The 20,332-nt window shown below is 69.7% G+C and carries 17 protein-coding genes; 7 read left to right on the forward strand and 10 right to left on the reverse strand.

Features of this window, described 5'->3' with window-relative positions; translation table 11 throughout:
• Positions 1-171: 171 nt before the first annotated feature.
• Positions 172-2,313, forward strand: a complete 2,142-nt coding sequence (locus C6N40_RS04085; RefSeq protein WP_162782069.1) for a putative bifunctional diguanylate cyclase/phosphodiesterase — start codon at positions 172-174, stop codon at positions 2,311-2,313.
• Here the strand turns inward: C6N40_RS04085 and C6N40_RS04090 are convergent, their stop codons facing one another.
• From C6N40_RS04090 to C6N40_RS04110, 5 genes are all read right to left on the reverse strand, one after another.
• Positions 2,314-2,553 (reverse strand): hypothetical protein, encoded by a 240-nt coding sequence (locus C6N40_RS04090; RefSeq protein WP_106989711.1) that lies wholly within the window; start codon positions 2,551-2,553, stop codon positions 2,314-2,316. It lies immediately after the preceding gene.
• Between the two features lie 79 nt (positions 2,554-2,632).
• The gene (locus C6N40_RS04095) at positions 2,633-3,775 is read right to left on the reverse strand and encodes an NAD-dependent epimerase/dehydratase family protein (RefSeq protein WP_106989712.1); all 1,143 of its coding nucleotides are present in this window, start codon (positions 3,773-3,775) and stop codon (positions 2,633-2,635) included.
• 92 nt (positions 3,776-3,867) lie between these two features.
• Positions 3,868-5,649 carry a diguanylate cyclase gene (locus tag C6N40_RS04100; protein WP_106989713.1) on the reverse strand — a complete coding sequence of 594 codons (1,782 nt, stop codon included), beginning with the start codon at positions 5,647-5,649 and terminating at the stop codon, positions 3,868-3,870.
• A gap of 100 nt (positions 5,650-5,749) precedes the next feature.
• On the reverse strand, positions 5,750-7,057 hold the full coding sequence (locus C6N40_RS04105; protein WP_162782070.1) for a PA2928 family protein: 1,308 nt from the start codon (positions 7,055-7,057) through the stop codon (positions 5,750-5,752).
• Positions 7,058-7,149: 92 nt separating this feature from the next.
• Positions 7,150-8,064, reverse strand: a complete 915-nt coding sequence (locus C6N40_RS04110) for a M14 family metallopeptidase (protein WP_106989715.1) — start codon at positions 8,062-8,064, stop codon at positions 7,150-7,152.
• A 127-nt stretch (positions 8,065-8,191) separates the two neighbouring features.
• On the opposite strand from C6N40_RS04110, the gene C6N40_RS04115 reads away from it, so the two are divergent.
• Positions 8,192-9,982, forward strand: a complete 1,791-nt coding sequence (locus C6N40_RS04115; RefSeq protein WP_162782071.1) for an amidohydrolase family protein — start codon at positions 8,192-8,194, stop codon at positions 9,980-9,982.
• Positions 9,983-9,997: 15 nt separating this feature from the next.
• On the opposite strand, the gene C6N40_RS04120 is transcribed toward C6N40_RS04115, so the two are convergent.
• Positions 9,998-10,231 carry a hypothetical protein gene (locus tag C6N40_RS04120; protein WP_106989717.1) on the reverse strand — a complete coding sequence of 78 codons (234 nt, stop codon included), beginning with the start codon at positions 10,229-10,231 and terminating at the stop codon, positions 9,998-10,000.
• Positions 10,232-10,293: 62 nt separating this feature from the next.
• Positions 10,294-10,887: a tRNA (pseudouridine(54)-N(1))-methyltransferase TrmY gene (gene trmY / locus C6N40_RS04125; protein WP_106989718.1), complete on the reverse strand. Its 594-nt coding sequence runs from the start codon at positions 10,885-10,887 to the stop codon at positions 10,294-10,296.
• Between the two features lie 109 nt (positions 10,888-10,996).
• Between trmY and C6N40_RS04130 the strand changes: the two genes are divergently transcribed.
• From C6N40_RS04130 to C6N40_RS04150, 5 genes are all read left to right on the forward strand, one after another.
• Positions 10,997-11,353, forward strand: coding sequence for a DUF1428 domain-containing protein (locus C6N40_RS04130; protein WP_106989719.1), 357 nt, complete (start codon positions 10,997-10,999; stop codon positions 11,351-11,353).
• 48 nt (positions 11,354-11,401) lie between these two features.
• Positions 11,402-11,881: a VOC family protein gene (locus C6N40_RS04135; protein WP_106989720.1), complete on the forward strand. Its 480-nt coding sequence runs from the start codon at positions 11,402-11,404 to the stop codon at positions 11,879-11,881.
• Positions 11,882-12,184: 303 nt separating this feature from the next.
• The gene (locus C6N40_RS04140; protein WP_106989721.1) at positions 12,185-13,336 is read left to right on the forward strand and encodes an SPFH domain-containing protein; all 1,152 of its coding nucleotides are present in this window, start codon (positions 12,185-12,187) and stop codon (positions 13,334-13,336) included.
• 16 nt (positions 13,337-13,352) lie between these two features.
• Positions 13,353-14,666, forward strand: coding sequence for a hypothetical protein (locus tag C6N40_RS04145; RefSeq protein ID WP_106989722.1), 1,314 nt, complete (start codon positions 13,353-13,355; stop codon positions 14,664-14,666).
• Positions 14,666-14,914, forward strand: a complete 249-nt coding sequence (locus C6N40_RS04150; protein ID WP_106989723.1) for a hypothetical protein — start codon at positions 14,666-14,668, stop codon at positions 14,912-14,914. The genes C6N40_RS04145 and C6N40_RS04150 overlap by 1 nt, the downstream gene beginning before the upstream one ends.
• A gap of 301 nt (positions 14,915-15,215) precedes the next feature.
• Here C6N40_RS04150 and C6N40_RS04155 read toward each other — a convergent pair whose 3' ends face one another.
• The 3 genes from C6N40_RS04155 to C6N40_RS04165 all read right to left on the reverse strand — a co-directional run bounded on the left by C6N40_RS04155 (position 15,216) and on the right by C6N40_RS04165 (position 20,270).
• Positions 15,216-18,863 carry a methylmalonyl-CoA mutase family protein gene (locus C6N40_RS04155; RefSeq protein ID WP_106989724.1) on the reverse strand — a complete coding sequence of 1,216 codons (3,648 nt, stop codon included), beginning with the start codon at positions 18,861-18,863 and terminating at the stop codon, positions 15,216-15,218.
• 61 nt (positions 18,864-18,924) lie between these two features.
• Entirely contained in the window at positions 18,925-19,623 is a 699-nt protein-coding gene (locus C6N40_RS04160) for a DUF6498-containing protein (RefSeq protein ID WP_106989725.1), read from the reverse strand.
• Complete coding sequence (locus C6N40_RS04165; RefSeq protein WP_106989726.1) at positions 19,620-20,270, reverse strand: hypothetical protein; 651 nt, start codon at positions 20,268-20,270, stop codon at positions 19,620-19,622. Before C6N40_RS04165 ends, C6N40_RS04160 begins: the two co-directional genes overlap by 4 nt.
• Positions 20,271-20,332: the final 62 nt, after the last annotated feature.

Consider the following 20,332-nt stretch of genomic DNA (forward strand, 5'->3'; position numbering starts at 1 on the left):
CCTTCCAAGCCCCCGGCCCGATCACGCGTCGACGCTGGCATTCGGCCCGGCCCGATGGCAATGTCGGCGTGGGGACCCCGAGGGACAACGCCGATGCATGCACCGCCCGCTGGCTGGCATCCGGAACCTGCACCCGGTCGCGCAAGCTGGCTGGACTCGCACCGCTTCCGCATGGCTCTCGTGGCCGCCTGCACCCTTGTCTTCCTCGTCACCTGGCTGCTGCCGGTGGACTTCGGCCAGCACGAGCCGATGTGGTTCCCGGTCGGCCTGCACGCCGCCGTCGAGGTCTTCGCCATCGTCGTGGCCATGCTGGTGTTCGGCATTTCCTGGCATGCCTGGCAGGCCGAACGCCCCTCGAACGTCATCATCATCGCCTGCGGCTCCCTGGCCGCTGGCCTGGTCGACTTCGGCCACATGATGTCCTACCAGGGCATGCCCGACCTGGTGACCCCGGCTTCGCCCCAGAAGTCGATCAATTTCTGGCTGTGCGCCCGCATGCTGGGCGCGCTGAGCGTGCTGGTCGTGGCTTTCCGGGCCTGGCGACCGTTCGCCAGCCCCTCCGCGCGCTACCTGTGGCTGGCCGCGACGCTGTCCATTGTCGCGCTGGTCTACTACATGGCGCTCTGGCAGCCGCAGGCCTGGCCCGTCTTCTACGTCGAAGGCAGCGGCCTGACTCCGCTGAAGGTGGCCATCGAGGCCCTGGTGGTGCTGGTGATGGCGGTCGCGGCACTGCGCCTGCTGCGGGCCCGCTCGGAAAACCCGCCCTTCGATGTCGACGGCCTGCTGGCCGCGGCGCTGCTGTGGATCCTCTCGGAGATGTCGCTGACCGTCTACGAGAACGTCAACGACTTCTTCAGCCTGGCTGGCCATGCATTCAAGCTGCTGGCCTACCTGCTGGTCTACCGCCTGGTGTTCGTCGTCAGCGTGCGCTCGCCCTATGCGCGGCTGGCCAGCGAGATGGCGCGAAGCCAGTCGGCCGAGATGCAGGTCGAGGCCCTGGCCTTCTACGACGGGCCGACCGGGCTGCCCAATCGCGCCCTGCTGCGCGACCGCGCCAGCCAGGTGCTCGCGGCCCGCGAGGAGGACGACGAACGCGCCGCGCTGGTGCTGCTCAATGTCGACGGCTTCAAGCACGTCAACGATTCGCTGGGCCACGCCGTGGGCGACGAGTTGCTGCGCTCGCTCGGGAAGCGACTGGCCGCCATCGTGGCCGAATCCGACACCGTGGCCTGCCTGGGCGGCGACGAGTTCGCGATCCTGCTGCGCGAGGTCAACAACGCCGGCGAGGTGGCCGCGCTACAGGAACGCATCCTCGAGGCGCTCTCGCGCCCGCTGGAAGTCGCAGGCCAGGATTTGCGCATCACGGTTTCCATGGGGGCGGCGATGTCGCCCGGCGACGGCCGCGAATTCGCGACCTTGCTCCAGAACGCGGGTACTGCCCAGCATCGCGCCAGGGAAGCCGGCGGCAATGGCTGGCGCTTCTACGATGCCGCGATGAACCGGGAGGTCAGCGAGCGCCTGGCCATGCGCAATGGCCTGCGCAAGGCGCTCGAGCGCCGCGAGTTCGAGCTGCACTACCAGCCCCAGGTGGAACTGGCCGACGGGCGCCTGGTGGGCGTCGAGGCCCTGGTGCGCTGGCGGCACCCGGAACAGGGCATGGTGGCGCCGCTTCGCTTCATCCCCGAGGCCGAGGAAAGCGGCCTGATCGTGCCCATCGGCAAGTGGATCCTGCGCGAGGCCTGCCGGCAGGCGGCCGCCTGGCGCGCCGCAGGGCTGGACGTGCCCTACGTGGCGGTGAACCTGTCGGCCGTGCAGTTCCAGCGCGGCGACGTGGTGCTGGACGTGCTCGAAGCCCTGTCGGCCAGCGGCCTGCCGCCGCAGGCGCTGGAGCTGGAACTCACCGAATCGGTGCTGCTGCACGATGCCGAAGGCGTGCTGGCGACCGTGCGCCGCCTGCGCGAGCTGGGCGTGCGCCTGTCGATCGACGATTTCGGCACCGGCTACTCCAGCCTGGCCTACCTGCAGCGCTTCCCGGTGGACAAGCTCAAGATCGACCAGTCCTTCGTGTCACGTCTGGGCGAGGGCGAGGACGGCCGGGTGATCGTCAGCACGATCGTGCAGCTGGCGCGCTCGCTCGGCCTCGGCACGCTGGCCGAGGGCGTGGAGGACGAGGCCCTGGCCAGACAACTGGCCGGGCTGGGCTGCCGCTTCGGCCAGGGCTATTGCTTCGGCCGGCCGATGCCGGCCGACGGACTGGCCGAGTGGGTCGCCGCCAACCCTGCCCGCCTGCCTGCGGCGCGCACGCCCGCCTGATCAGCCGCCGCAGCCGCCGCAGCAGTTCGAGGCCTGCGGGCGGATTGCCGCGACCTCAACGCCCAAGCCACCCTGCCTGAGCAGGTCCTGCAGTTCGCGGGTCGAGACATTGGCCGAGATCCGCAGCACCGGGTTGAGCGGGTCGACGTCGGCCAGCGCCGCCGGGTCGACGGCGCAAAGCGCCTCGCGAATCGCGCCAACGTCGGCCGGCTGGCCGGGGATGTCCACCTGGAATTCCATGCATCACCTCTCTGCGGCGCACCCACGGCGCCCGTGACGTGATGCTGGCCCGGGCTGCCGGATGCGGCCCTGACCCGGGTCAAGCGCCCTGCATTCGCCAGGCCTTGAGCAGCTCGGCTTCCTTTTCGCGCGTGATGCCGGCGCGCACCTCGGCCTGGCGCTCGGCGGGCAGGCTGCGGTACCAGGCCAGCAGGTCGGTGACGGTTTCGGCCAGCGGCCGGAAGCTCAGGCCGGCGGCGATCGCCCGGGCATTGCTGACGGTGCCGTAGCCCGAGTACGGCGAGCCTTCGCGGGGCACCCAGATCGGCAGCCCGACGCCCTGCTTTTCGAGGAACTCCCCCGGCACGTGGGTGAAGCTGGCCGGGCCACCGCTGACGGCGTGGCAGCCATGCAGGGCCGCGTCCATGGTGAGCGTGTAGTCCGGGCCGCAGGCGTTGAACACACCGGTGGTGCCGGCCTCGGCCAGGCGGATCATCCACTCGCCGAGGTCGCGGCCGTCAATGATCTGGATCGGATCCAGGCCATCGCCGGGCACCAGGATCTCGCCGCCCTCGGCGACGCGCTTCGGCCAGTAGGTGAAGCGGTCGGTTTCGTCGCGCGGGCCGACGATGTAGCCCGGCCGGACGATGGTGACCTTGTCGCCGAACTGTTTGTGCGCCTCGGCCTCGCTGAGCGCCTTGAGCGGCCCGTACAGGTTCTCGATGTCGGCCATGAGCGTCTCGCGCGTCTCGGCCATCGCATCCTTGCCCTTGTACGCGGCCAGCGCCGAGTCCTCGTCCATGCCGTGCGACGAGCCGTCGGCATAGACGGAAATGGTGGAGATGAACAGGTAATGGCCCACCTTGCCGGCCAGCACCTTGCCGGCGTCGCGCACCCAGTACGGCAGGCTGGTGGGGTTGTCGATGCACACGTCCCATGTGCGGCCCTCAAGCGCCTTGAGGTCGCCCGTGGTGCGGTCGCCGACGAGTTGCTCGACCTTGTCGCCCCACTCGGCGATCGGCCGGCGGCCGCGGTTGAAGGTGGTGACCTTGTGCCCGCGCGCCAGCGCATAGGCGACCTGGAAGGGGCCGGTGAAGCCGGTGCCGCCGAGGATGAGGATGTTGAGCGGCCGGTCGGCCCTGGGAATGGCATTGCCCAGGCTGGCGCTGGAGCCGAAGGCCGGCAGCGCGGCGGCGGCGGTGGCGAGCGCACCGAACTTGAGCAGGTCGCGACGGGTGGTCATGGCGGTTTCCCCGGGGAATGGAAAACGAACAGTGTCAGGGCCGCGCCGGCCGCGCGCATGGCGAAAGTTGGGGCTCGGGCCGCCCCCTCGGCTCAGCCGGCAATGGCCACACGGTTGCGGCCCTCACGCTTGGCCGCGTAAAGCGCGGTGTCGGCGGCGCCCAGCCAGCTGGTGTGGTCGCCGATGCCGGGCGCGGGGAAAAGCGCCACGCCCAGGCTGATGGTCACCTGCAGGTCGGGCTCGCCGGGCACCGAGAGTTCGAGCCCGGCGACCGCACGGCGCAACTCCTCGGCCAGGGCCCGGGCGCGTTCGCCCGGCATGCCGGGCGCCAGCACCACGAACTCCTCGCCGCCGAGCCGGGCCACCAGCCCGCCCGCCGGTCCGCCGGCGGCCAGGCAATCGGCCACCCGCGCCAGCACACGGTCGCCGACCAGGTGGCCGCGACCGTCGTTGACCGCCTTGAAGTGGTCGATGTCGACCATCAGCAGCGCATGGGGACCGTCGGGTTCGCGCGCCACCAGCGACTGCACCCGCTCGAGCAGGGCGCGACGGTTGGGCAGGCGGGTGAGTCCGTCGCGGTAGGCCTGGTCCTTAAGGCTGGCGGCCAGCCGCCGCTGGGCGCTCATCGCCCAGCCCGCGGCCGCCAGCAGCAGCACCAGCGCCAGCGTGGCCCCGCCCCACACCAGGGCCATGAGCCGCTGCTCTCGGGCCACCTGCTCCTGCTCCTGGGCGCTTTGCCGGGCCGCTTCGATTTCCAGCTCCTTGCGCAGGTTCTCCTGCTCGAGTTCGCGGATGCGCAGTTCCTGCTCGCGCTGGACGTAGCGCTGCTCGAGGGCGTCGATCACGCCCGACTGCGCCGGCTCGGTGGCGTCGCTGCCGAAACTGGCGATGCGCGCATCGACGACCGCCAGTTCGGGCGGCGTGGCGCCCTGGGCCACCAGCACCTCGCGCTGCACCTGCAGCAGTTCGCGCAGCGTCGGCGGGTGGTCCAGGCCTTCCATGCGCGCCAGCGCCCGGTCGATCACGGCTCGCGCCTCGCCGTGGCGGCCGAGTCCGAGCAGCGCCTCGGCCTCCTGGCGCTCGGCGATGCTGATGCTGATGGCATTGCCCGCCTCGGTGGCGGCCGCGATCGCCTCGCGCGCCATCTCCAGGGCGCCGGCGTGGTCGCCGGTGCCGTTGAGGTCGACCGCCAGGCCACCGCTGGCGCGCCCGGCCAGCGCCGCCAGGCCGGCATTGGCGAAACCCTCGCGCGCCTTGCGCCACAGCGGGATAGCCGCCTGAAGGTTGCCCGACAGGCTCAGCACCGAGGCTTCGAGATAGTAGGCGCGCGCCAGCGCCGCCACGTCGCCGGTGGCCTGCACCAGCCGGGTATGGCGCTGGCAGTGCGAGACGCCGCGCGCCGGTTCGCCGGCGCTGGCGTAGGCGCGGCACAGCTCGCTGGCGCCGATCAAACGCAGCTCATCGTCATCGGGCAGTGCGTTCGCGGCCGCGAGCACCTCCACCAGGCCCTCGCCCGGCTGGCCCAGGTCGATCAGGCGCGCGCCGCGCAGGAAACCGGCCAGGCTGGCCGCGCCCTGCTGCCCGTTGGCGTTCAGGGCCTCGAGATGCTGCACGACCTCGCGCAGCGCCAGTTCGTCGGGCGCGCCGATGGCGGCGCCGCCCATGTACCACAGCAGCTTCATGCGCTCGCGCGGTGCGTCCTCGAACACGCCGGCGGCCAGCGCCTCGCGCCCCTCGCGGATGCCTCGGGCGCGGTCACTGGCGGCCAGCTGGCGATAGGCCGCCAGGTCGATCGTTTCCACCGCGGCGACCGGCAATGCCAGCCCCGCGAGCACGACCCAGACGACGAACAATCCCCGCAGCACGTTCCGCATGCCAGGTTCCCCAGGACTCCCCTGCTGGCATCCTAGTCGTTCCGCAACGGCTTTGGGGACCGCCCCGGGAGCAGCCTGCGGCTGCAGGCAAGGCCGCGCCTCAGTCGTTGCGCGGGAAGGCCGGGGGCTCGCCCGGCGGCGCGCCGGCCTCGAGGTTCCAGGCCGCGAACCTCCCCTCGTCGAGCGAGACGCTGACCAGGTGCGGCACGCGCAGCCGGGCGTCGACCTGCGTCGTCTGCGCCTGGCCGTGCACCACCAGCTGCTGGCCGATGCGCCAGGTCAGCACCTGCAGCTCGCCGCCGCCGTCGGTGAAGGGAAGCTCGAGCTGCCAGCGCGGCTGCAGGTCCGGCCCCAGGCGCGAGAGCGCCAGCCGCCCGGCATCGTCGATGCGGGTGCGGTGCCACGCGAGCAGATCGCCATTGCCCGGGTCGAGGGCGGCGTCGGTCGCCGCGTCGCGCACGAAGCGACCGCGCAGCAGCACCGGCGAACCAGGCACCGGCTCCACCGCGGCCACCTGCAGGAAGGTCTCGTCCCAGCGCGTGGCGGGCGCAAGGCGCACGTGGCGGAAGCTGCGGCGCGCCATCGGGCCCTCGTCCGCGATCGAGTACGGGTAGCGCGCATGCTCGCCGGTGTCGTCACTGGCCGCGTCGGCCGCTTCCTTGTCGGTGTACAGCCCCAGCCATTCGTTCGCGCCGCGGGGTACGTGGCGCACGATCGGAACGGTTGGGCGCGCGGGCACGATGCGCAGCGTGCCGTCGGGCCGCATCGGCACGGGCTCGATGGCGCGCTGGCGCGGCGCGTAGTCGGCCAGTTCCAGGCCGCGCCCTGTCAGTCGGATACGCCGGCCATCGGCCAGGGTGGTGACCAGGCCCTCGTCGAAGCCCCAGAACCGCGCCTCGCTCGGCAGCAGGCCGGCGAGCTCGGGGCGGGCACGTTCGATCGAGGCGGCGTCGTGCACGATCTCGCCGGTGGCGGCGTCGAGCGCGTATGGGAGGTGGGCCACCAGCAGCCAGACCAGGTCGGCGTCCTGCCCGAGCAGCCGCCCCGACACCGTCGAGCCGACGATGCGCGAGGGCGTTCGCTGGCCCGGCTTGAGCTCGGGATCCGAGTAGGTCACCACGCGCTGCTGCCACACCGGCCGCACCGTGGCCGGGTCGAAGGCCTGCACGTCGAAATGGAAGTAGGTGTCCCTGCGCGTGTAGAAGGAATTGCCGCGACCACGCCCGCCGAAACGAACGGTGTGCTCCATCCGCTGCTTGTGCAGTACCCACAGCTGCTGCTGGTCACCGGCCTGCACCAGGCCGATCGGCCCCTGCACCTGAAGCTCGTCATGGACCGTGTCGTTGCAGCCGGCCAGCAGCAGCCCGGCCAGCACCAGCGCCCCCAGACGCCCCCTTTCCCAGCCCATGCCCTTCCCCCGGCGCTCCGGCGCCCTGCCCCCGGGTAAACGTGCCCGCCCGTCGCCTCCGGCCGCGTTCGACCTTCCTTCCGGCGCCAGGCTCAGCCGCCGGCGGCCAGCGCGTAGTCCAGCGCCGCCCGCACCGCCGCCACCTGGGCCGCGTTGCATTCGGCGGGCGTGGCGCGCGGGCTGTCGGGGTAGACCTCGGTGGTGGTGCGGTAGCGGGCGTCGGTGACGCCGGCGCACAGGCCCAGCGCCCGGTAGTCGTAGTTGATGACGCCGTGCGCTACCACCGGCGAGCCGATGATCTCGTTCTTGGCGTCGGGCGGCGCGATGTGGGTCACCGTCGCCACGGCGGCGATCACCGCCTGCTGGAATCCGGCCTGCGGGTCGGCGCTGTCGCCGCACAGGTAGAAACCGTCGGGGATGGTGTCGGGCTCGAAGGGCTGGCCGTCGCGCGCGGCCTTGGCCGGGCGGAACTCGGACTCGTCGCTGTCGGTGGTTTCGTGCAGGTCGATGTGCACCAGGAAGCGCCCGGCCATCGGCGCCACCAGCCGCATCAGCGCGGCCGATTCGTCGCAGGGGCTGTCGCTGATGAAGCTGCGGTTCGGGTCGAGGGCGCGCCGGTTCCAGCGCTGGATGCGCTCGTAGGCCCAGGGGCTCACGCAGGGCGCGACCAGCACGTTGATGCGGCCGTCGTAGTCGGCCAGGTGGCTTTCGACGAAGTCCAGGGCACCGTGCACGCCGCTGGTTTCGTAGCCGTGCACGCCGCCGGTGACCAGGGCGCAGGGCAGCGCCTCGTCCCAGGCCTTGCTGCGCAGGGCGTACACCGGGAAGGCGCCGTCGGCCTCGCAGTCGATCGAGCCATAGGCCACCACGTCGGTGTGGGCGCGCAGCCCCTCGATGCGGCTGAGCACGTCATCGGCATAGCTGCGCCGGGCCTGCTGGCGGGCGCGCCAGGCGGCCTTCTCGGCATCGCCCCAGGGCTGGCCGGGGGTTCCGATGGGGTAGTTCATGGGCTCACGTCCTGTGTTCTGGAGACCTCCCCACTCTAACAAAGGCCCCGGGGCCGGCCGGCTATGCGCGGCGGACGCGTTAGGCCATTCAAGAGCCGGCGCCCTGGCGCGCCTTCGGAGCCCTGCCGTGCCCTACCCCACGTTCCGTAGCGCCTGCCTGGCCCTGCCGGCCCTGTTGCTGGCCGCTTGCGCCACGTCGCCCGCGCCCCGCGACACCTCCCTGGTGCTGAAGTCCGTCCGCGTGGTCGACACCGAAGCCGGGCGGGAAGCCGCGCCGCAGGACGTATTCATCGCCGGCGAGCGCATCGTCGCCGTGGCCCCGGCCGGGCGCCTGGTCGCCCCGGCCGGGGCCGCCGTGGTCGATGGCGAAGGCCGCTGGCTGATGCCCGGGCTGTGGGACATGCATGCCCACTGGTACGACGAGGCCACGCTGCCGGTCTTCCTGGCCCATGGCGTCACGGGGCTGCGCCAGATGCGCGGCTACACCGGGCAGTACGCGACCCGCGCCAAGGGCATCGAGGGCAGCCTACGGGCGCCGCGCATGCACCTGGCCAGCCCGCTCGTGGACGGCCCGACGCCAGCCAGCGAACCGGCGCTGAAGGTGGCCGACGCGGATTCGGCACGCGAGGTGGTGCGGCTGGTGGCGCGCTCGCGGGCCGACTTCCTGAAGGTGTACGACCAGATCCCGGCAGACGCCTACCGCGCGCTGCGGGACGAAGCCCGCAGGCTTGGCGTGCGCGTGGAGGGCCACGTGCCCATCGCGCTGGACTGGGTCGACGCCTCGGACGGCGGCACCCAGCGCAGCTTCGAGCACCTGCACTCGCTGATGGTCTGGAGCGCGGGCGATGCGACAGCGCTGCACGCCCGCTGGCTCGCCTACCACGAGGGCCTGGGCTACAACGACGGCATCGGCGCGGCCAAGCGCGAGGAAAGCGCCGCGATCCACCACGCGGCCTACGACGACTTCGACCCGGCGGGTTTCGCGGCCATCGCCGTCCACCTCAGGCGCAACGACACCTGGCAGACGCCCACCTGCGTGCTCTGGCGCGCCCGACGCGGCCGCCTCGATGCCGGCGCCCCGCCCGACCCCCGGGACAAGCTCGTGCCGGCCTGGATGCGCGACTTCTGGCGAGGCTGGTGGCCTTCCGACGATCCCGAGGCGGTGGCGAAGGACTTCGAAGTCAACGCGCGCCGCGACGCCTTCTGCCTGGCGCGTACCCGCGATCTACATGCGGCCGGCGTGCCGCTGCTGGCGGGCAGCGACACCGTGATGCCCTTCGTCTATCCCGGCAGCAGCCTGCACGAGGAGCTGGCGCTGATGGTCGAGGCCGGCCTGCCGCCGCTGGCTGCGCTGCAAACGGCCACGCGCAACCCGGCGCGCTTCCTGGGGCGCGACGACCTCGGCGTGGTGCGGCCCGGCGCACTGGCCGACCTGGTGCTGCTGGGCGGCGACCCACTGGCCGACATCGCCAATGTGCGATTGGTCGAAGGCGTGGCCATCGGCGGCGCGTGGATGGATGACGCCGCACGGCGGGCGGCGCTGGACCGCGTCGCGCGCATCCAGGCTGCGCCGTCGGCCGCCGAGCGCATGGCGCAGGCCTATGGATCAGGCGGCTTCGACGCGGCCATCGCCGCCTACGACGCGCTCTGCCCCGCGCCGCCGGAGCAGGCCGACTGCGGCCTGTTCAATACCTACTGGGGCCTCGCGCCGCAGGTGCCGCCGGACCAGTCCGCCCTGCTGCTCGCCTGGCTGGAGCGACACGGCGCCGATGATGCCGAACTGCTGTCGCAGCTCGCCCGGCATGCCCTCGACGCGGGCGATGTGGCGGAGGCGCGACGACTGTTCGCACTGGCGCTGGAACGGGCGCCCGGGGATCCGCTGCTGATGCAGGAGCAAGCCGCGCTGCCGGCCGAGTGAAGCATCACCTCGGGCTCAGACCTTCTGCGGCCGCGGCATGTGGACCAGGTGCTTGCGGAAATTGATGACCGTGCCGTGCATGGCATCGCTGAGCACGAAAGCGATGGGCAGCCCCGGCTCGAAGTCCGCGACCACCCGGGCCGTGAAGCCGCGCGACTGAAGGAACGCGGCGGCGTCCTTCGCCGCAGCCTCCGGATCGGCGGCGACCAGGCCGATGCAGGAGGTGGCACCGTCGATCCTGGCCGTCATCTCCGACGGCGAGCAGTTGATGATGGTGCCGTCCCACAGGATCGAGCGCGAGGGCCCCTGCCTCAGCGCTCGTCCAGCGCATGGTGGATGAGCACCACGCACTGCGAGGCGAACAGCATCTTCCTGCCCAGCGTCAGCTTCTTCGCGCCCAGGCGCTCGAGGCTGCCGAAGGTCTTCTTGGGCATGGGGATGTGGTCGGTGAGCAGGAAACACGGATTGCCCTCGAAGACCTGCTCGCGGATGGGCGTGCCCTTGGGGTCCATGACGAAGAGCTGGTGGTCGGCGGCCAGCTCCTGCACCAGGCGCTCGAAGCTGACGGTGCGCACGGTGACGCCCGACTCCACCGGCCGGCTTTCCTCCTTGCCCAGGCCGCGCGAGGCGTCGAGCGCGGCGGCCACCTTGCCCAGCAGCGCCCGCTCGTCGAAGCCGCCGATCGAATGCATGGCGTTGACCTCGAAGCGGATGGTGCGCGAGTAGTCCTGCGTGCTTTCGAGCACCAGGTACACCACCACGTCGGGCCGGTGCGACTGCGCCACGAAGATGGCGTTCATCAGCGTGTGCGCCAGGATCTCGGGGTGCGCCTCCTGGCCGATGGCCGCCAGCAGGCGCTGGCTGTCGGTGGGAGCGGCGCGGGCGCGCAGGACGAAGGTTCGCATGCCGGGATTGTCACCGAGGCCCCGCGGATTCGCCAGACGGCCCGGCACTACCCTCGCCCGCCGGCCGGGCGTAGGCTGGCCGTCCACACCGACAACGGAGGGCTTTCCCATGGGCTACGTCGACGGTTTCGTGATGGCGGTCCCGACCGCCAACAAGCAGGCGTTCATCGATTTCGCCCGCAAATTCGACCCGGTATTCCTGGAGTTCGGCGCCCTGCGCGTCATCGAGTGCTGGGGCGACGACGTGCCGCACGGCAAGCAGACCGACTTCTTCCGCAGCGTAGCGGCGAAGGATGGCGAGACCGTGTGCTTCGCCTGGGTGGAGTGGCCCGACAAGGCCACCCGCGACGCCGGCATGCAGAAGATGATGGAAGACCCGCGCATGGACCCGAAGGCGAACCCCGCGCCCTATGACGGGGCGCGGATGATCTATGGCGGGTTCACGCCCGTGGTCAATCTCAGCTGACACAGCCCAAGCGGGCCGCACGCCCGGCCCGGACACCGGAGACCTACCATGTTCCCGAAGAACCAGATCTGCCTGTGGTTCAACGGTGACGCGCTCGACGCCGCCGAGTTCTACGCCGCCACCTTCCCCGACAGCAGAGTGCTGGCCGTGCACCACGCGCCGGGCGACTACCCCGCAGGCCAGCGGGGGAGCGTGATCACCGTGCAGTTCACCGTGCTCGGCCTGCCCTGCCTGGGCCTCAACGGCGGCGACGCCTTCCGGCACAGCGAAGCCTTCTCCTTCCAGGTGACCACCGAGGACCAGGCCGAAACCGACCGCTACTGGAACGCGATCGTCGGCAACGGCGGCCAGGAAAGTGAGTGTGGCTGGTGCAAGGACCGGTGGGGCGTGAGCTGGCAGATCATCCCGCGCGCGCTCAATGAGGGTTACACCGACCCAGACCCGGCCGTGGCCCAGCGCGTGTTCGCGGCGATGATGACGATGCGCAAGATCGACGTGGCGGCCATCGAGACTGCCCGCAGGGGCTGACGCACGTGCCCGCTGGCGGGCTTGCCTGCCAGCCTGCGCAAACCTGCCTGTGTACTCATGCAGGGATAGGGCTATGCGAATGGCCGCGTGGTCTCGGGCAAAGCGATCTTTACCTCCACCGCGAGCGGCCACGCGGGAACCGCGCCGGGCAGCTTCGAGATCAACTGCGGCTGACGGGTGATCCGGCCGGCGCGGCGGAGCACCCAGGCAGTACTTCCGCCACCCTTGGCGGCAGGCGCTCCGGGGGTATAGTTCGACAGGCTTGGCCGGCGCCCTGCCGGCTGCGAAACGGAGAGGATGGCTATGGGTCTTGTGCAGGCGGTGACGGGGGCGGTTGGCGGCATGCTGGCCGACCAGTGGAAGGACTTCTTCACGGTGCCGGCCGGCCTGCCGGCCACGGCGGCGCTGTTCGCCGCCGTGCCCCAGGGCACCAACGCCGGGCGCGGGTCCAACACCAAGGGCTCGACCAACATCATCACCAACGGCTCGAAGATCATCGTGCCCGAGGGCTACGGCCTGCTGCTGATGCAGGACGGAAAGATCACCGGCTTCGCGGCCGAGGCGGGCGGCTACGAGTGGCGCTCGGACGACGTCAACTCACAGTCCATCTTTGCCGGCGACGGCATCGTCAGCCCCCTGATCAAGCAGAGCTGGGAGCGCTTCAAGTTCGGCGGCCAGCCGGGCAGCCAGCAGCTGGCCTTCTTCGTCTCGCTCAAGGAGCTGCCGGACAACCGCTTCGGCACCCAGTCGGAGATCTACTGGGACGACGGCTTCCTCAACACCCAGGTCGGCGCGGTGACGCGTGGCTCGTACACGCTGCGCATCGTCGACCCCATCCTGTTCGTGAAGAACTTCGTGCCGGCCTCGTACCTGCAGCCCGGCCAGGTGTTCGACTTCACCGACATGGACAACGCCGCCGCCGGCCAGCTGTTCAACGAAGTGGTGGGTTCGCTGGCACCGGCCTTCAGCCTGTACTCGAACGACCCGTCCAAGGGTAACCGCATCACCAAGCTGCAGCAGGACTCGATCGGCTTCGCCAAGAGCCTCTCGGCCGCGGTGGAAAACGCCTACCAGTGGACCACCGACCGCGGCCTGGCCATCGTCAAGACCGCCATCGTTTCCATTGAGTACGACGCCAACACCAAGGAACTGCTCAAGACCGTGCAGCGCGCCGACGCGCTGGCGGGCAGCCGTGGCAATTCCAACCTGCAGGCCAGCGTGGCGGCAGGCATGCAGGCCGCCGGCGAGAACAGCGGCGCGGCCGGGCTGGTGGGCCTGGGCATGGCGGGCGGCATGATGGGCGGCATCGGCAGCCTGCAGCAGCCGGCCACCCCGGCGGCGCCGGCGGCCGACGACCCGGTGGCCAAGCTCAAGAAGGCCAAGGAGATGCTCGACCTGGGGCTGATCACGCAGGCCGACTACGACGCGCTCAAGGCCAAGGCCCTGGGCCTGTAAGCCGGGCTTACCGTCCATGACCAACACCACGGGCCCGACGCCGCCACCGTTGCCGCCGGGCATTGGCCCCGGTTCACCGCAGGAGGTGCCGCCGCTGCCGGGTACCTTCCCGGTGGACCCGGCCACCCTGCCCAAGCCCATCCGCGACGAAGTGCTGGCGCCCGACCCGGAAGCCATCGACACCGCCTCGGAAGAGCTCAAGGACGGCCAGAACCACTGCCCGAAGTGCGGCGCCACCGACATCCGCCAGCGCCCCGGCACCGACAAGCTTGTCTGCCTGTACTGCCGGCACGAGTGGCATGGCCACGGCGTGGAGGAGGCGTTTGGCCTGGGCGAAGGCCTGGACGACCTGCAGGGCACGGTGGTGGCCTCGGGCGCGAAGGACATCGCCGACGACGCCACGCACCTGATGACCTTCAAGTGCACCGGCTGCGGCGCCGAAGTCACCGTGAACACGGAAAATGCGATGACGGCGCGCTGCCACTGGTGCCGGCACCAGTTCGGCGTGAACGAACAGGTGGCCAACGGCGCCGTTCCCGACGCGGTGCTGCCCTTCCGCATCAAGAAGGACGATGCGGTGCAGCGCATCCGCCAGTTCGTGGACAAGCGGCGCCTGTTCGCGCTCAAGGCCTTCAAGGAACAGTTCACGCCAGAGAACGTGGTGGGCGTGTACCTGCCCTATATGATCGTGGACGGCCGCTGCAGCGCCGCCGTGGCCGGCAAAGGCGAAATCCAGACGCGCGAGTACACCACGGGCAGCGGCAACAACAAGAAGACCTACTACGACGCCGACGTGTACCAGGTGCACCGCCAGGTGGACTTCACCGTGGACGACCTGCATCTCGAGTCAAACCGGGCGCGCGGCCAGCTCGACACCAGCGTCAACACCAACAACATCATCAACACCATCCTGCCCTTCGACACCAAGAACGCGGTGAAGTGGAACGCCTCGTACCTGGCGGGCTTCACCTCGGAAAAGCGCGACAGCGACGTGGAGCACCTGCGCCCGCGGCTGGAGGACCAGCTGCTGTCCATCGCCCGCCACCAGGTGGAGGCCAGCACGCAGCGCTACGACCGTGGCGTGCGCTGGGAGGAAGAAAGCCTGGATGTGCACGGCACCCGCTGGGTGGCCATGTACCTGCCGGTGTGGCTGTACTCGTACCACGAGCCCGGACCCAACGGCGGCATGCTGCACTACATCGCCGTGAACGGCCGTACCGGTGAAACCATGGGCAGCATCCCGGTGCAGCACTGGAAGCTGCTGCTGGCGGCCATTACGTCGGGCACCTTCATCGAGGCGATCGTGCTCGCCATCCTGGGAGCGCAATGATGAGCGAGGACAACACCCTTTGGCTGCTCGCCCTCGGCCCCGCCGGTGCCGCCGCGCTGTACTGGGCGATCTACCGCTTCTACCGCAACACCGACAAGTCGCACGCCTTCGAGCGCGAGACGAAGGTGGATGCGAAGCCGGTGACCGGGAGTGACGTCAAGATTGGCGATGTCGAAGGCGTGCGCAACAAGCGCATTTCCGGGGACAACGTGAGGGCGTATCGGAATCGGGTGAAGCGGGTGCGGTAGGGGACGCCTAACCACTCAACGGCGAAGCGAATGATGGAGCCGATGATGACGACGTCAATATTTGACGGTGTGGAGGCCAATGCGTCGCGACTCATACCCGCACACATTTGCGCCGAGCAGCATCGTCGTTCTTCAATGCCAACCAAGCATTCGAAGAGAAGGCAGGCGACGTGGGATGCGGGTACCTAGCTTTGTCTTCCAGTGCGCTCATTGTTTCCCTTCCGAAGGTGGCCGGCGCCCAGCAAAGACCTTCCGGGAACACGGAACTCAACGCGCACGGCGAGTCTTGAAACTCGCTTCGCTACATATTCCGCCGATACTCCCCACCCACCTCATACAGCGCATGGCTGATCTGCCCGAGGCTGTGGGTCTTCACTGCTTCTATCAACGCAGTGAAGATGTTTTGGCGGTCGCGGGCGGTTTGCTGAAGATTTCTCAGGGGGTGGGAATTCGCGCCTGAAGGCGCTCCTACAACAACCTCGTTGCGGGCGGCCTGGAAGAGCTGCACGTTGGTGATCTGCTGGGCCTTCTCGGGCTCGGTCGAGCGGATCAGCTCGATCTCGGTGGCCACCTCGCCGGCGTGGTCCTTGGGCAGGAAGGTGTTCACGCCGATCAGCGGCAGGCTGCCGTCGTGCTTCTTGTGCTCGTAGTACAGGCTTTCTTCCTGGATCTTGCCGCGCTGGTACATGGTGTCCATGGCGCCCAGCACGCCACCGCGCTCGCTGATGGCCTCGAACTCCTTGTACACGGCCTCTTCCACCAGGTCGGTCAGCTGCTCCACGGCGAAGCTGCCCTGCCAGGGGTTCTCGTTGAAGTTGAGGCCCAGTTCCTTGTTGATGATCATCTGGATCGCCACCGCGCGGCGCACGCTCTCTTCCGTCGGCGTGGTGATCGCCTCGTCGTAGGCGTTGGTGTGCAGGCTGTTGCAGTTGTCGAACAGCGCGTACAGCGCCTGCAGGGTTGTGCGAATGTCGTTGAACTGGATCTCCTGGGCGTGCAGCGAACGGCCCGAGGTCTGGATGTGGTACTTGAGCATTTGGCTGCGTTCGTTGGCGCCGTAGCGATCGCGCATCGCCCGGGCCCAGATGCGGCGGGCCACGCGGCCGATCACCGTGTACTCCGGGTCCATGCCGTTGGAGAAGAAGAACGACAGGTTCGGCGCGAAGTCGTCGATGTGCATGCCGCGCGCCAGGTAGTACTCCACGATCGTGAAGCCGTTCGACAGCGTGAAGGCCAGCTGCGAAATCGGGTTCGCGCCCGCCTCGGCGATGTGGTAACCCGAGATCGAAACCGAGTAGAAGTTGCGGACCTTGTTGTCCACGAAATACTGCTGGATGTCGCCCATCATGCGCAGGGCGAACTCGGTGCTGAAGATGCAGGTGTTCTGGGCCTGGTCTTCCTTGAGGATGTCGGCCTGCACGGTGCCGCGCACCTGGCGCAGGGTCTCGGCCTTGATGCGCTCGTACACCTCCGGCTCCACCAGCTGGTCGCCGGTGACGCCCAGCAGGCCCAGGCCCAGGCCGTCGTTGCCTTCCGGCAGCGGGCCGGCGTATTCGGGGCGCTGCTTGCCTTCGAAGAGCTTCTCGATCTTGGCGTGCGCAGCGTCCCAGCGCGCCTGGTCCTCGCGCAGGTACTTCTCCACCTGCTGGTCGACGGCGGTGTTCATGAACATCGCCAGGATCATCGGCGCCGGGCCGTTGATGGTCATGCTCACGCTGGTGGTCGGCGCGCACAGGTCGAAGCCCGAATACAGCTTCTTCATGTCGTCGAGCGTGGCGATGGACACGCCGGAGTTGCCGATCTTGCCGTAGATGTCCGGGCGCCTGGCCGGGTCCTCGCCGTAGAGCGTGACGCTGTCGAAGGCCGTGGAAAGGCGCGCGGCCGGCTGGCCCACGGAAAGGTAATGGAAGCGGCGGTTGGTGCGCTCGGGCGTGCCCTCGCCGGCGAACATGCGGATCGGGTCTTCGCCGGTGCGGCGGTACGGATACACGCCGCCGGTGTAGGGGTAATGGCCGGGCAGGTTTTCCTTGCCCAGGAACACCAGCAGCTCGCCCCAGCTCTTCCACTTCGGGCCGGCGATCTTCGGGATCTTCTGGTGGCTCAGGCTTTCGCGGTAGTTCTCGACCCGGATCACCTTGCCGCGCACGGTGTACTCGTTCACGTCCTCGGTGATCGACCTCAGGCGCTCGGGCCACTCGCGCAGGGCGTTGACGGACTCGGCGCTGAGCGCCTTCACCGCGTCGTTGTAGCGCTGGCGCAGGGTCACCAGGCTGCGGTCGATGACGACCTGCGGCGCCAGCGGGTTGTCACCGCTGGCCGCGCCCTGGCGGCGCTCCCACTGGAACACCATCTTGCGGCGGTCCGGCAGGCCCTGGCGGCGCTCGCCGCACTCGGGGAACTTGGCTTCGCTGCCGGCGCCAGCCCGGGCTGGCGTGGGCACGATCAGGTGGTGGGGGTCGAACAGCTCCAGCGGCCTGGGCAGGCTGGGGTCGCCCAGCTCGCGCAGGGCTTCGTAGTAGTGCTGGGCGCGCTCGGCGGCCTCGGCCTGGCGCTCGATGCCGGCGTTGGCCTGGCGGCCGGCCTCGGCGATCTCGGCCAGGTAGCGGGTCCGGTTACCCGGGATGAGCACGGTGGCGCGCGGCTCGCGCAGCTTCGTGTCCACCTCGGGCTGGAAGTCGGCCTTGCCCTTCTCGCGCAGCAGGCGGCACAGGTTGGCGAACATCCAGGTCACGCCCGGGTCGTTGAACTGGCTGGCGATGGTCGGGTAGACCGGCACGTCCTCGTCCTTGAGCTGGAACGCCACCCGGTTGCGCTTCCACTGCTTGCGCACGTCGCGCAGGGCGTCTTCGGCGCCGCGCTTGTCGAACTTGTTGAGCACCACCAGCTCGGCGTAGTCGAGCATGTCGATCTTCTCGAGCTGGCTCGGGGCGCCGAAGTCGCTGGTCATCACGTACACCGGGAAATCGACCAGGTCGACGATCTCCGAGTCACTCTGGCCGATGCCGGCGGTTTCCACCATCACCAGGTCGAAGCCCTGGCTGCGCAGGAAGGCCACGCAGTCCTTGAGCACGGCATTGGTGGCCACGTGCTGGCGGCGGGTGGCCATCGAGCGCATGAACACGCGCGGGCTGCGCAGGCTGTTCATGCGGATGCGGTCGCCCAGCAGCGCGCCGCCGGTGCGGCGGCGGGTCGGGTCGACCGAGATCACGGCGATGCGCATTTCCGGGAAATGCTGCAGGAAGCGGTTCATCAGCTCGTCGGTCACCGACGACTTGCCGGCGCCGCCGGTGCCGGTCAGGCCCACCACCGGCGTCTTGCCGCCGGCGAGCTGCCATTCCTTGCGCAGGGTGGCCAGCTGGTTCTCGTCGTAGTGGCCCTGCTCGATGGCGGTCAGCATCTTGCCGATCGCGATCTCGCCAGCAGGGTCAGGTACATTTTTCCCCTTCGCTTTCTTCCCCTTGCCGGCAACGTCGGGGGAAAAATGTACCTGACCCTTTGCCTCGCGCGTCCGGCGCACGAGGTCCTCGATCATCGCCACCAGCCCCATCTGCATGCCGTCGTTGGGGTGGTAGATGCGCTCGACGCCGTAGGCCTGCAGCTCCCGGATCTCTTCGGGCGTGATCGTGCCGCCACCGCCGCCGAACACCCGGATGTGGCCCGCGCCGCGCTCGCGCAGCATGTCCACCATGTACTTGAAGTACTCCATGTGGCCGCCCTGGTAGCTCGACAGGGCGATGCCGTCGGCGTCTTCCTGCAGGGCGGCGCGCACCACGTCCTCGACGCTGCGGTTGTGGCCCAGGTGCACCACTTCCACGCCCTGCGCCTGGATCAGGCGGCGCATGATGTTGATCGCGGCATCGTGGCCGTCGAACAGGCTGGCGGCGGTGACGAAACGCAGCGGGCTGCGCTCGGGGTCGCGGTCGGGAAGCTGGCTGGCGGGCGTGCTCATCGGGCGGTCTCTCTACAGCTAAAGACGGAATCGCCCGATTGTAACGCCCCGCGGGCCGGCGTCAGAGCTTGAGCCGGCCGGCCAGCTGGCTGTCCTTCGCCCCCGGGGTGCCACCGAACACCCACAGGCCCAGGTCGATGGCGGTCTTGAGCACCAGCAGCAGCACCAGGGCGGCCACCGGCGCGCCGGCGGCCTGCACCATGAAGCCGCCGAAGATCAGCGTCACGTGCAGCACCACGATGCGGCCGTAAGGCTGGAACATCAGCGCCATCGGGTTCACCCGGCGGAAGGCACCGGTGGACACGAAGTCCACCCAGGTGTGCACCAGGTGCACCAGCGTCACGGCCGCCAGCGCCGCCGCCAGCGCCGGGTACTGGGCCATGAAGCGCGACAGCAGGTCCCAGGGCATCTCCAGGTCGCCAGCCGGCGCGCCGCCGGCGAACAGCGCCGACACGAATAGGCCGTGGGCGGCGGTGAACATGCCGAAGTGGATGCAGAAGAACGGCACCACGAACAGCTTCATCGCCCACAGCGCCACCGAGCCCGGCATGGCCGCCAGCATTCGGCCCACGTTGATGCCGCCCAGCACCAGGTTCTCGGCCCAGAACAGCGCCATCAGGAAACCCACGTCCCAGCCCCACCACAGCACGCCGGCCAGCGGGATGGCGTTGGCCACCACGGCCAGCACGCCGCCCAGGCGGCCGCGGGCCCGCGGTTCGAGGCTGGGGACTTCCTCGCCCTGCCCGGCCGCGGCGCTCACCCGCCCAGCGCCTTGCAGAAGGCCTTGGCGAAGGCGCTGCGGCGGATGTCGGCGTCGTCCCGGCTCTGGCCCGGCACACGCTCGAGGCTGGCGTTCTGCAGGCGGTCGATGTCGGCGCCGCGGCGGAAGGCCACCTCGCGCTGGATGCGGGCGCGCTGGTGGTCCGACAGGCCGGAGCGCAGGGTCAGTTCGTTGTCGGCCAGCACCCGCCAGGGCACGAAGACCGCATGCAGCAGGCCATCGGCCAGGGTGAAGAAGCCGGCGCCGAACAGGTCCACGTGCACCGCGTGCGCCTGCAGCATCCAGTCGCCGCCGTCGCGGTAGCGCAGCGTGCTGGTGATGGTGCCGGTGGGGGCGACGGGCGGGCGCCCGAGCTTTTCGCGGCCGCTGAGCAGGATGCCGCGCAGGTCGGCGATGGGGTTGGACAGGGTTTCCTCGCCCACCCGCAGGATGACGTTGCCGCCTTCCCAGTCCAGGCCGCTGAGGTGGCCGTAGAGCATGTCGCCCCCGGCCATCAGCAGCAGCACCTTGTGCAGGTCGGGCTGCACCTGGCCCATCCAGCGCGGCGGCTGCGGCAGGCCGTAGAGCACCCCGGCGCCGTAGCCGAAGCTACCTGGCAGATCGTCGACGCCCTGAGTCTCGTCCATGGCCGGAGTGTAAGGCAGGGGACGAAAAAAAAAGGTTCTTCACCCAAGTCCGGGGAAGGCGG

Source organism: Arenimonas caeni, from assembly GCF_003024235.1.
Taxonomy (GTDB): domain Bacteria; phylum Pseudomonadota; class Gammaproteobacteria; order Xanthomonadales; family Xanthomonadaceae; genus Arenimonas; species Arenimonas caeni.

What these genes read in the sequence shown, in the direction of transcription:
- C6N40_RS04085 (WP_162782069.1), top strand. Translation starts at nt 172, where the DNA reads ATGGCTCTCGTGGCCGCCTGCACCCTTGTCTTCCTCGTCACCTGGCTG.
- C6N40_RS04090 (WP_106989711.1), bottom strand. Translation starts at nt 2,553, where the DNA reads ATGGAATTCCAGGTGGACATCCCCGGCCAGCCGGCCGACGTTGGCGCG.
- C6N40_RS04095 (WP_106989712.1), bottom strand. Translation starts at nt 3,775, where the DNA reads ATGACCACCCGTCGCGACCTGCTCAAGTTCGGTGCGCTCGCCACCGCC.
- C6N40_RS04100 (WP_106989713.1), bottom strand. Translation starts at nt 5,649, where the DNA reads ATGCGGAACGTGCTGCGGGGATTGTTCGTCGTCTGGGTCGTGCTCGCG.
- C6N40_RS04105 (WP_162782070.1), bottom strand. Translation starts at nt 7,057, where the DNA reads ATGGGCTGGGAAAGGGGGCGTCTGGGGGCGCTGGTGCTGGCCGGGCTG.
- C6N40_RS04110 (WP_106989715.1), bottom strand. Translation starts at nt 8,064, where the DNA reads ATGAACTACCCCATCGGAACCCCCGGCCAGCCCTGGGGCGATGCCGAG.
- C6N40_RS04120 (WP_106989717.1), bottom strand. Translation starts at nt 10,231, where the DNA reads ATGACGGCCAGGATCGACGGTGCCACCTCCTGCATCGGCCTGGTCGCC.
- trmY (WP_106989718.1), bottom strand. Translation starts at nt 10,887, where the DNA reads ATGCGAACCTTCGTCCTGCGCGCCCGCGCCGCTCCCACCGACAGCCAG.
- C6N40_RS04130 (WP_106989719.1), top strand. Translation starts at nt 10,997, where the DNA reads ATGGGCTACGTCGACGGTTTCGTGATGGCGGTCCCGACCGCCAACAAG.
- C6N40_RS04135 (WP_106989720.1), top strand. Translation starts at nt 11,402, where the DNA reads ATGTTCCCGAAGAACCAGATCTGCCTGTGGTTCAACGGTGACGCGCTC.
- C6N40_RS04140 (WP_106989721.1), top strand. Translation starts at nt 12,185, where the DNA reads ATGGGTCTTGTGCAGGCGGTGACGGGGGCGGTTGGCGGCATGCTGGCC.
- C6N40_RS04145 (WP_106989722.1), top strand. Translation starts at nt 13,353, where the DNA reads ATGACCAACACCACGGGCCCGACGCCGCCACCGTTGCCGCCGGGCATT.
- C6N40_RS04150 (WP_106989723.1), top strand. Translation starts at nt 14,666, where the DNA reads ATGAGCGAGGACAACACCCTTTGGCTGCTCGCCCTCGGCCCCGCCGGT.
- C6N40_RS04155 (WP_106989724.1), bottom strand. Translation starts at nt 18,863, where the DNA reads ATGAGCACGCCCGCCAGCCAGCTTCCCGACCGCGACCCCGAGCGCAGC.
- C6N40_RS04165 (WP_106989726.1), bottom strand. Translation starts at nt 20,270, where the DNA reads ATGGACGAGACTCAGGGCGTCGACGATCTGCCAGGTAGCTTCGGCTAC.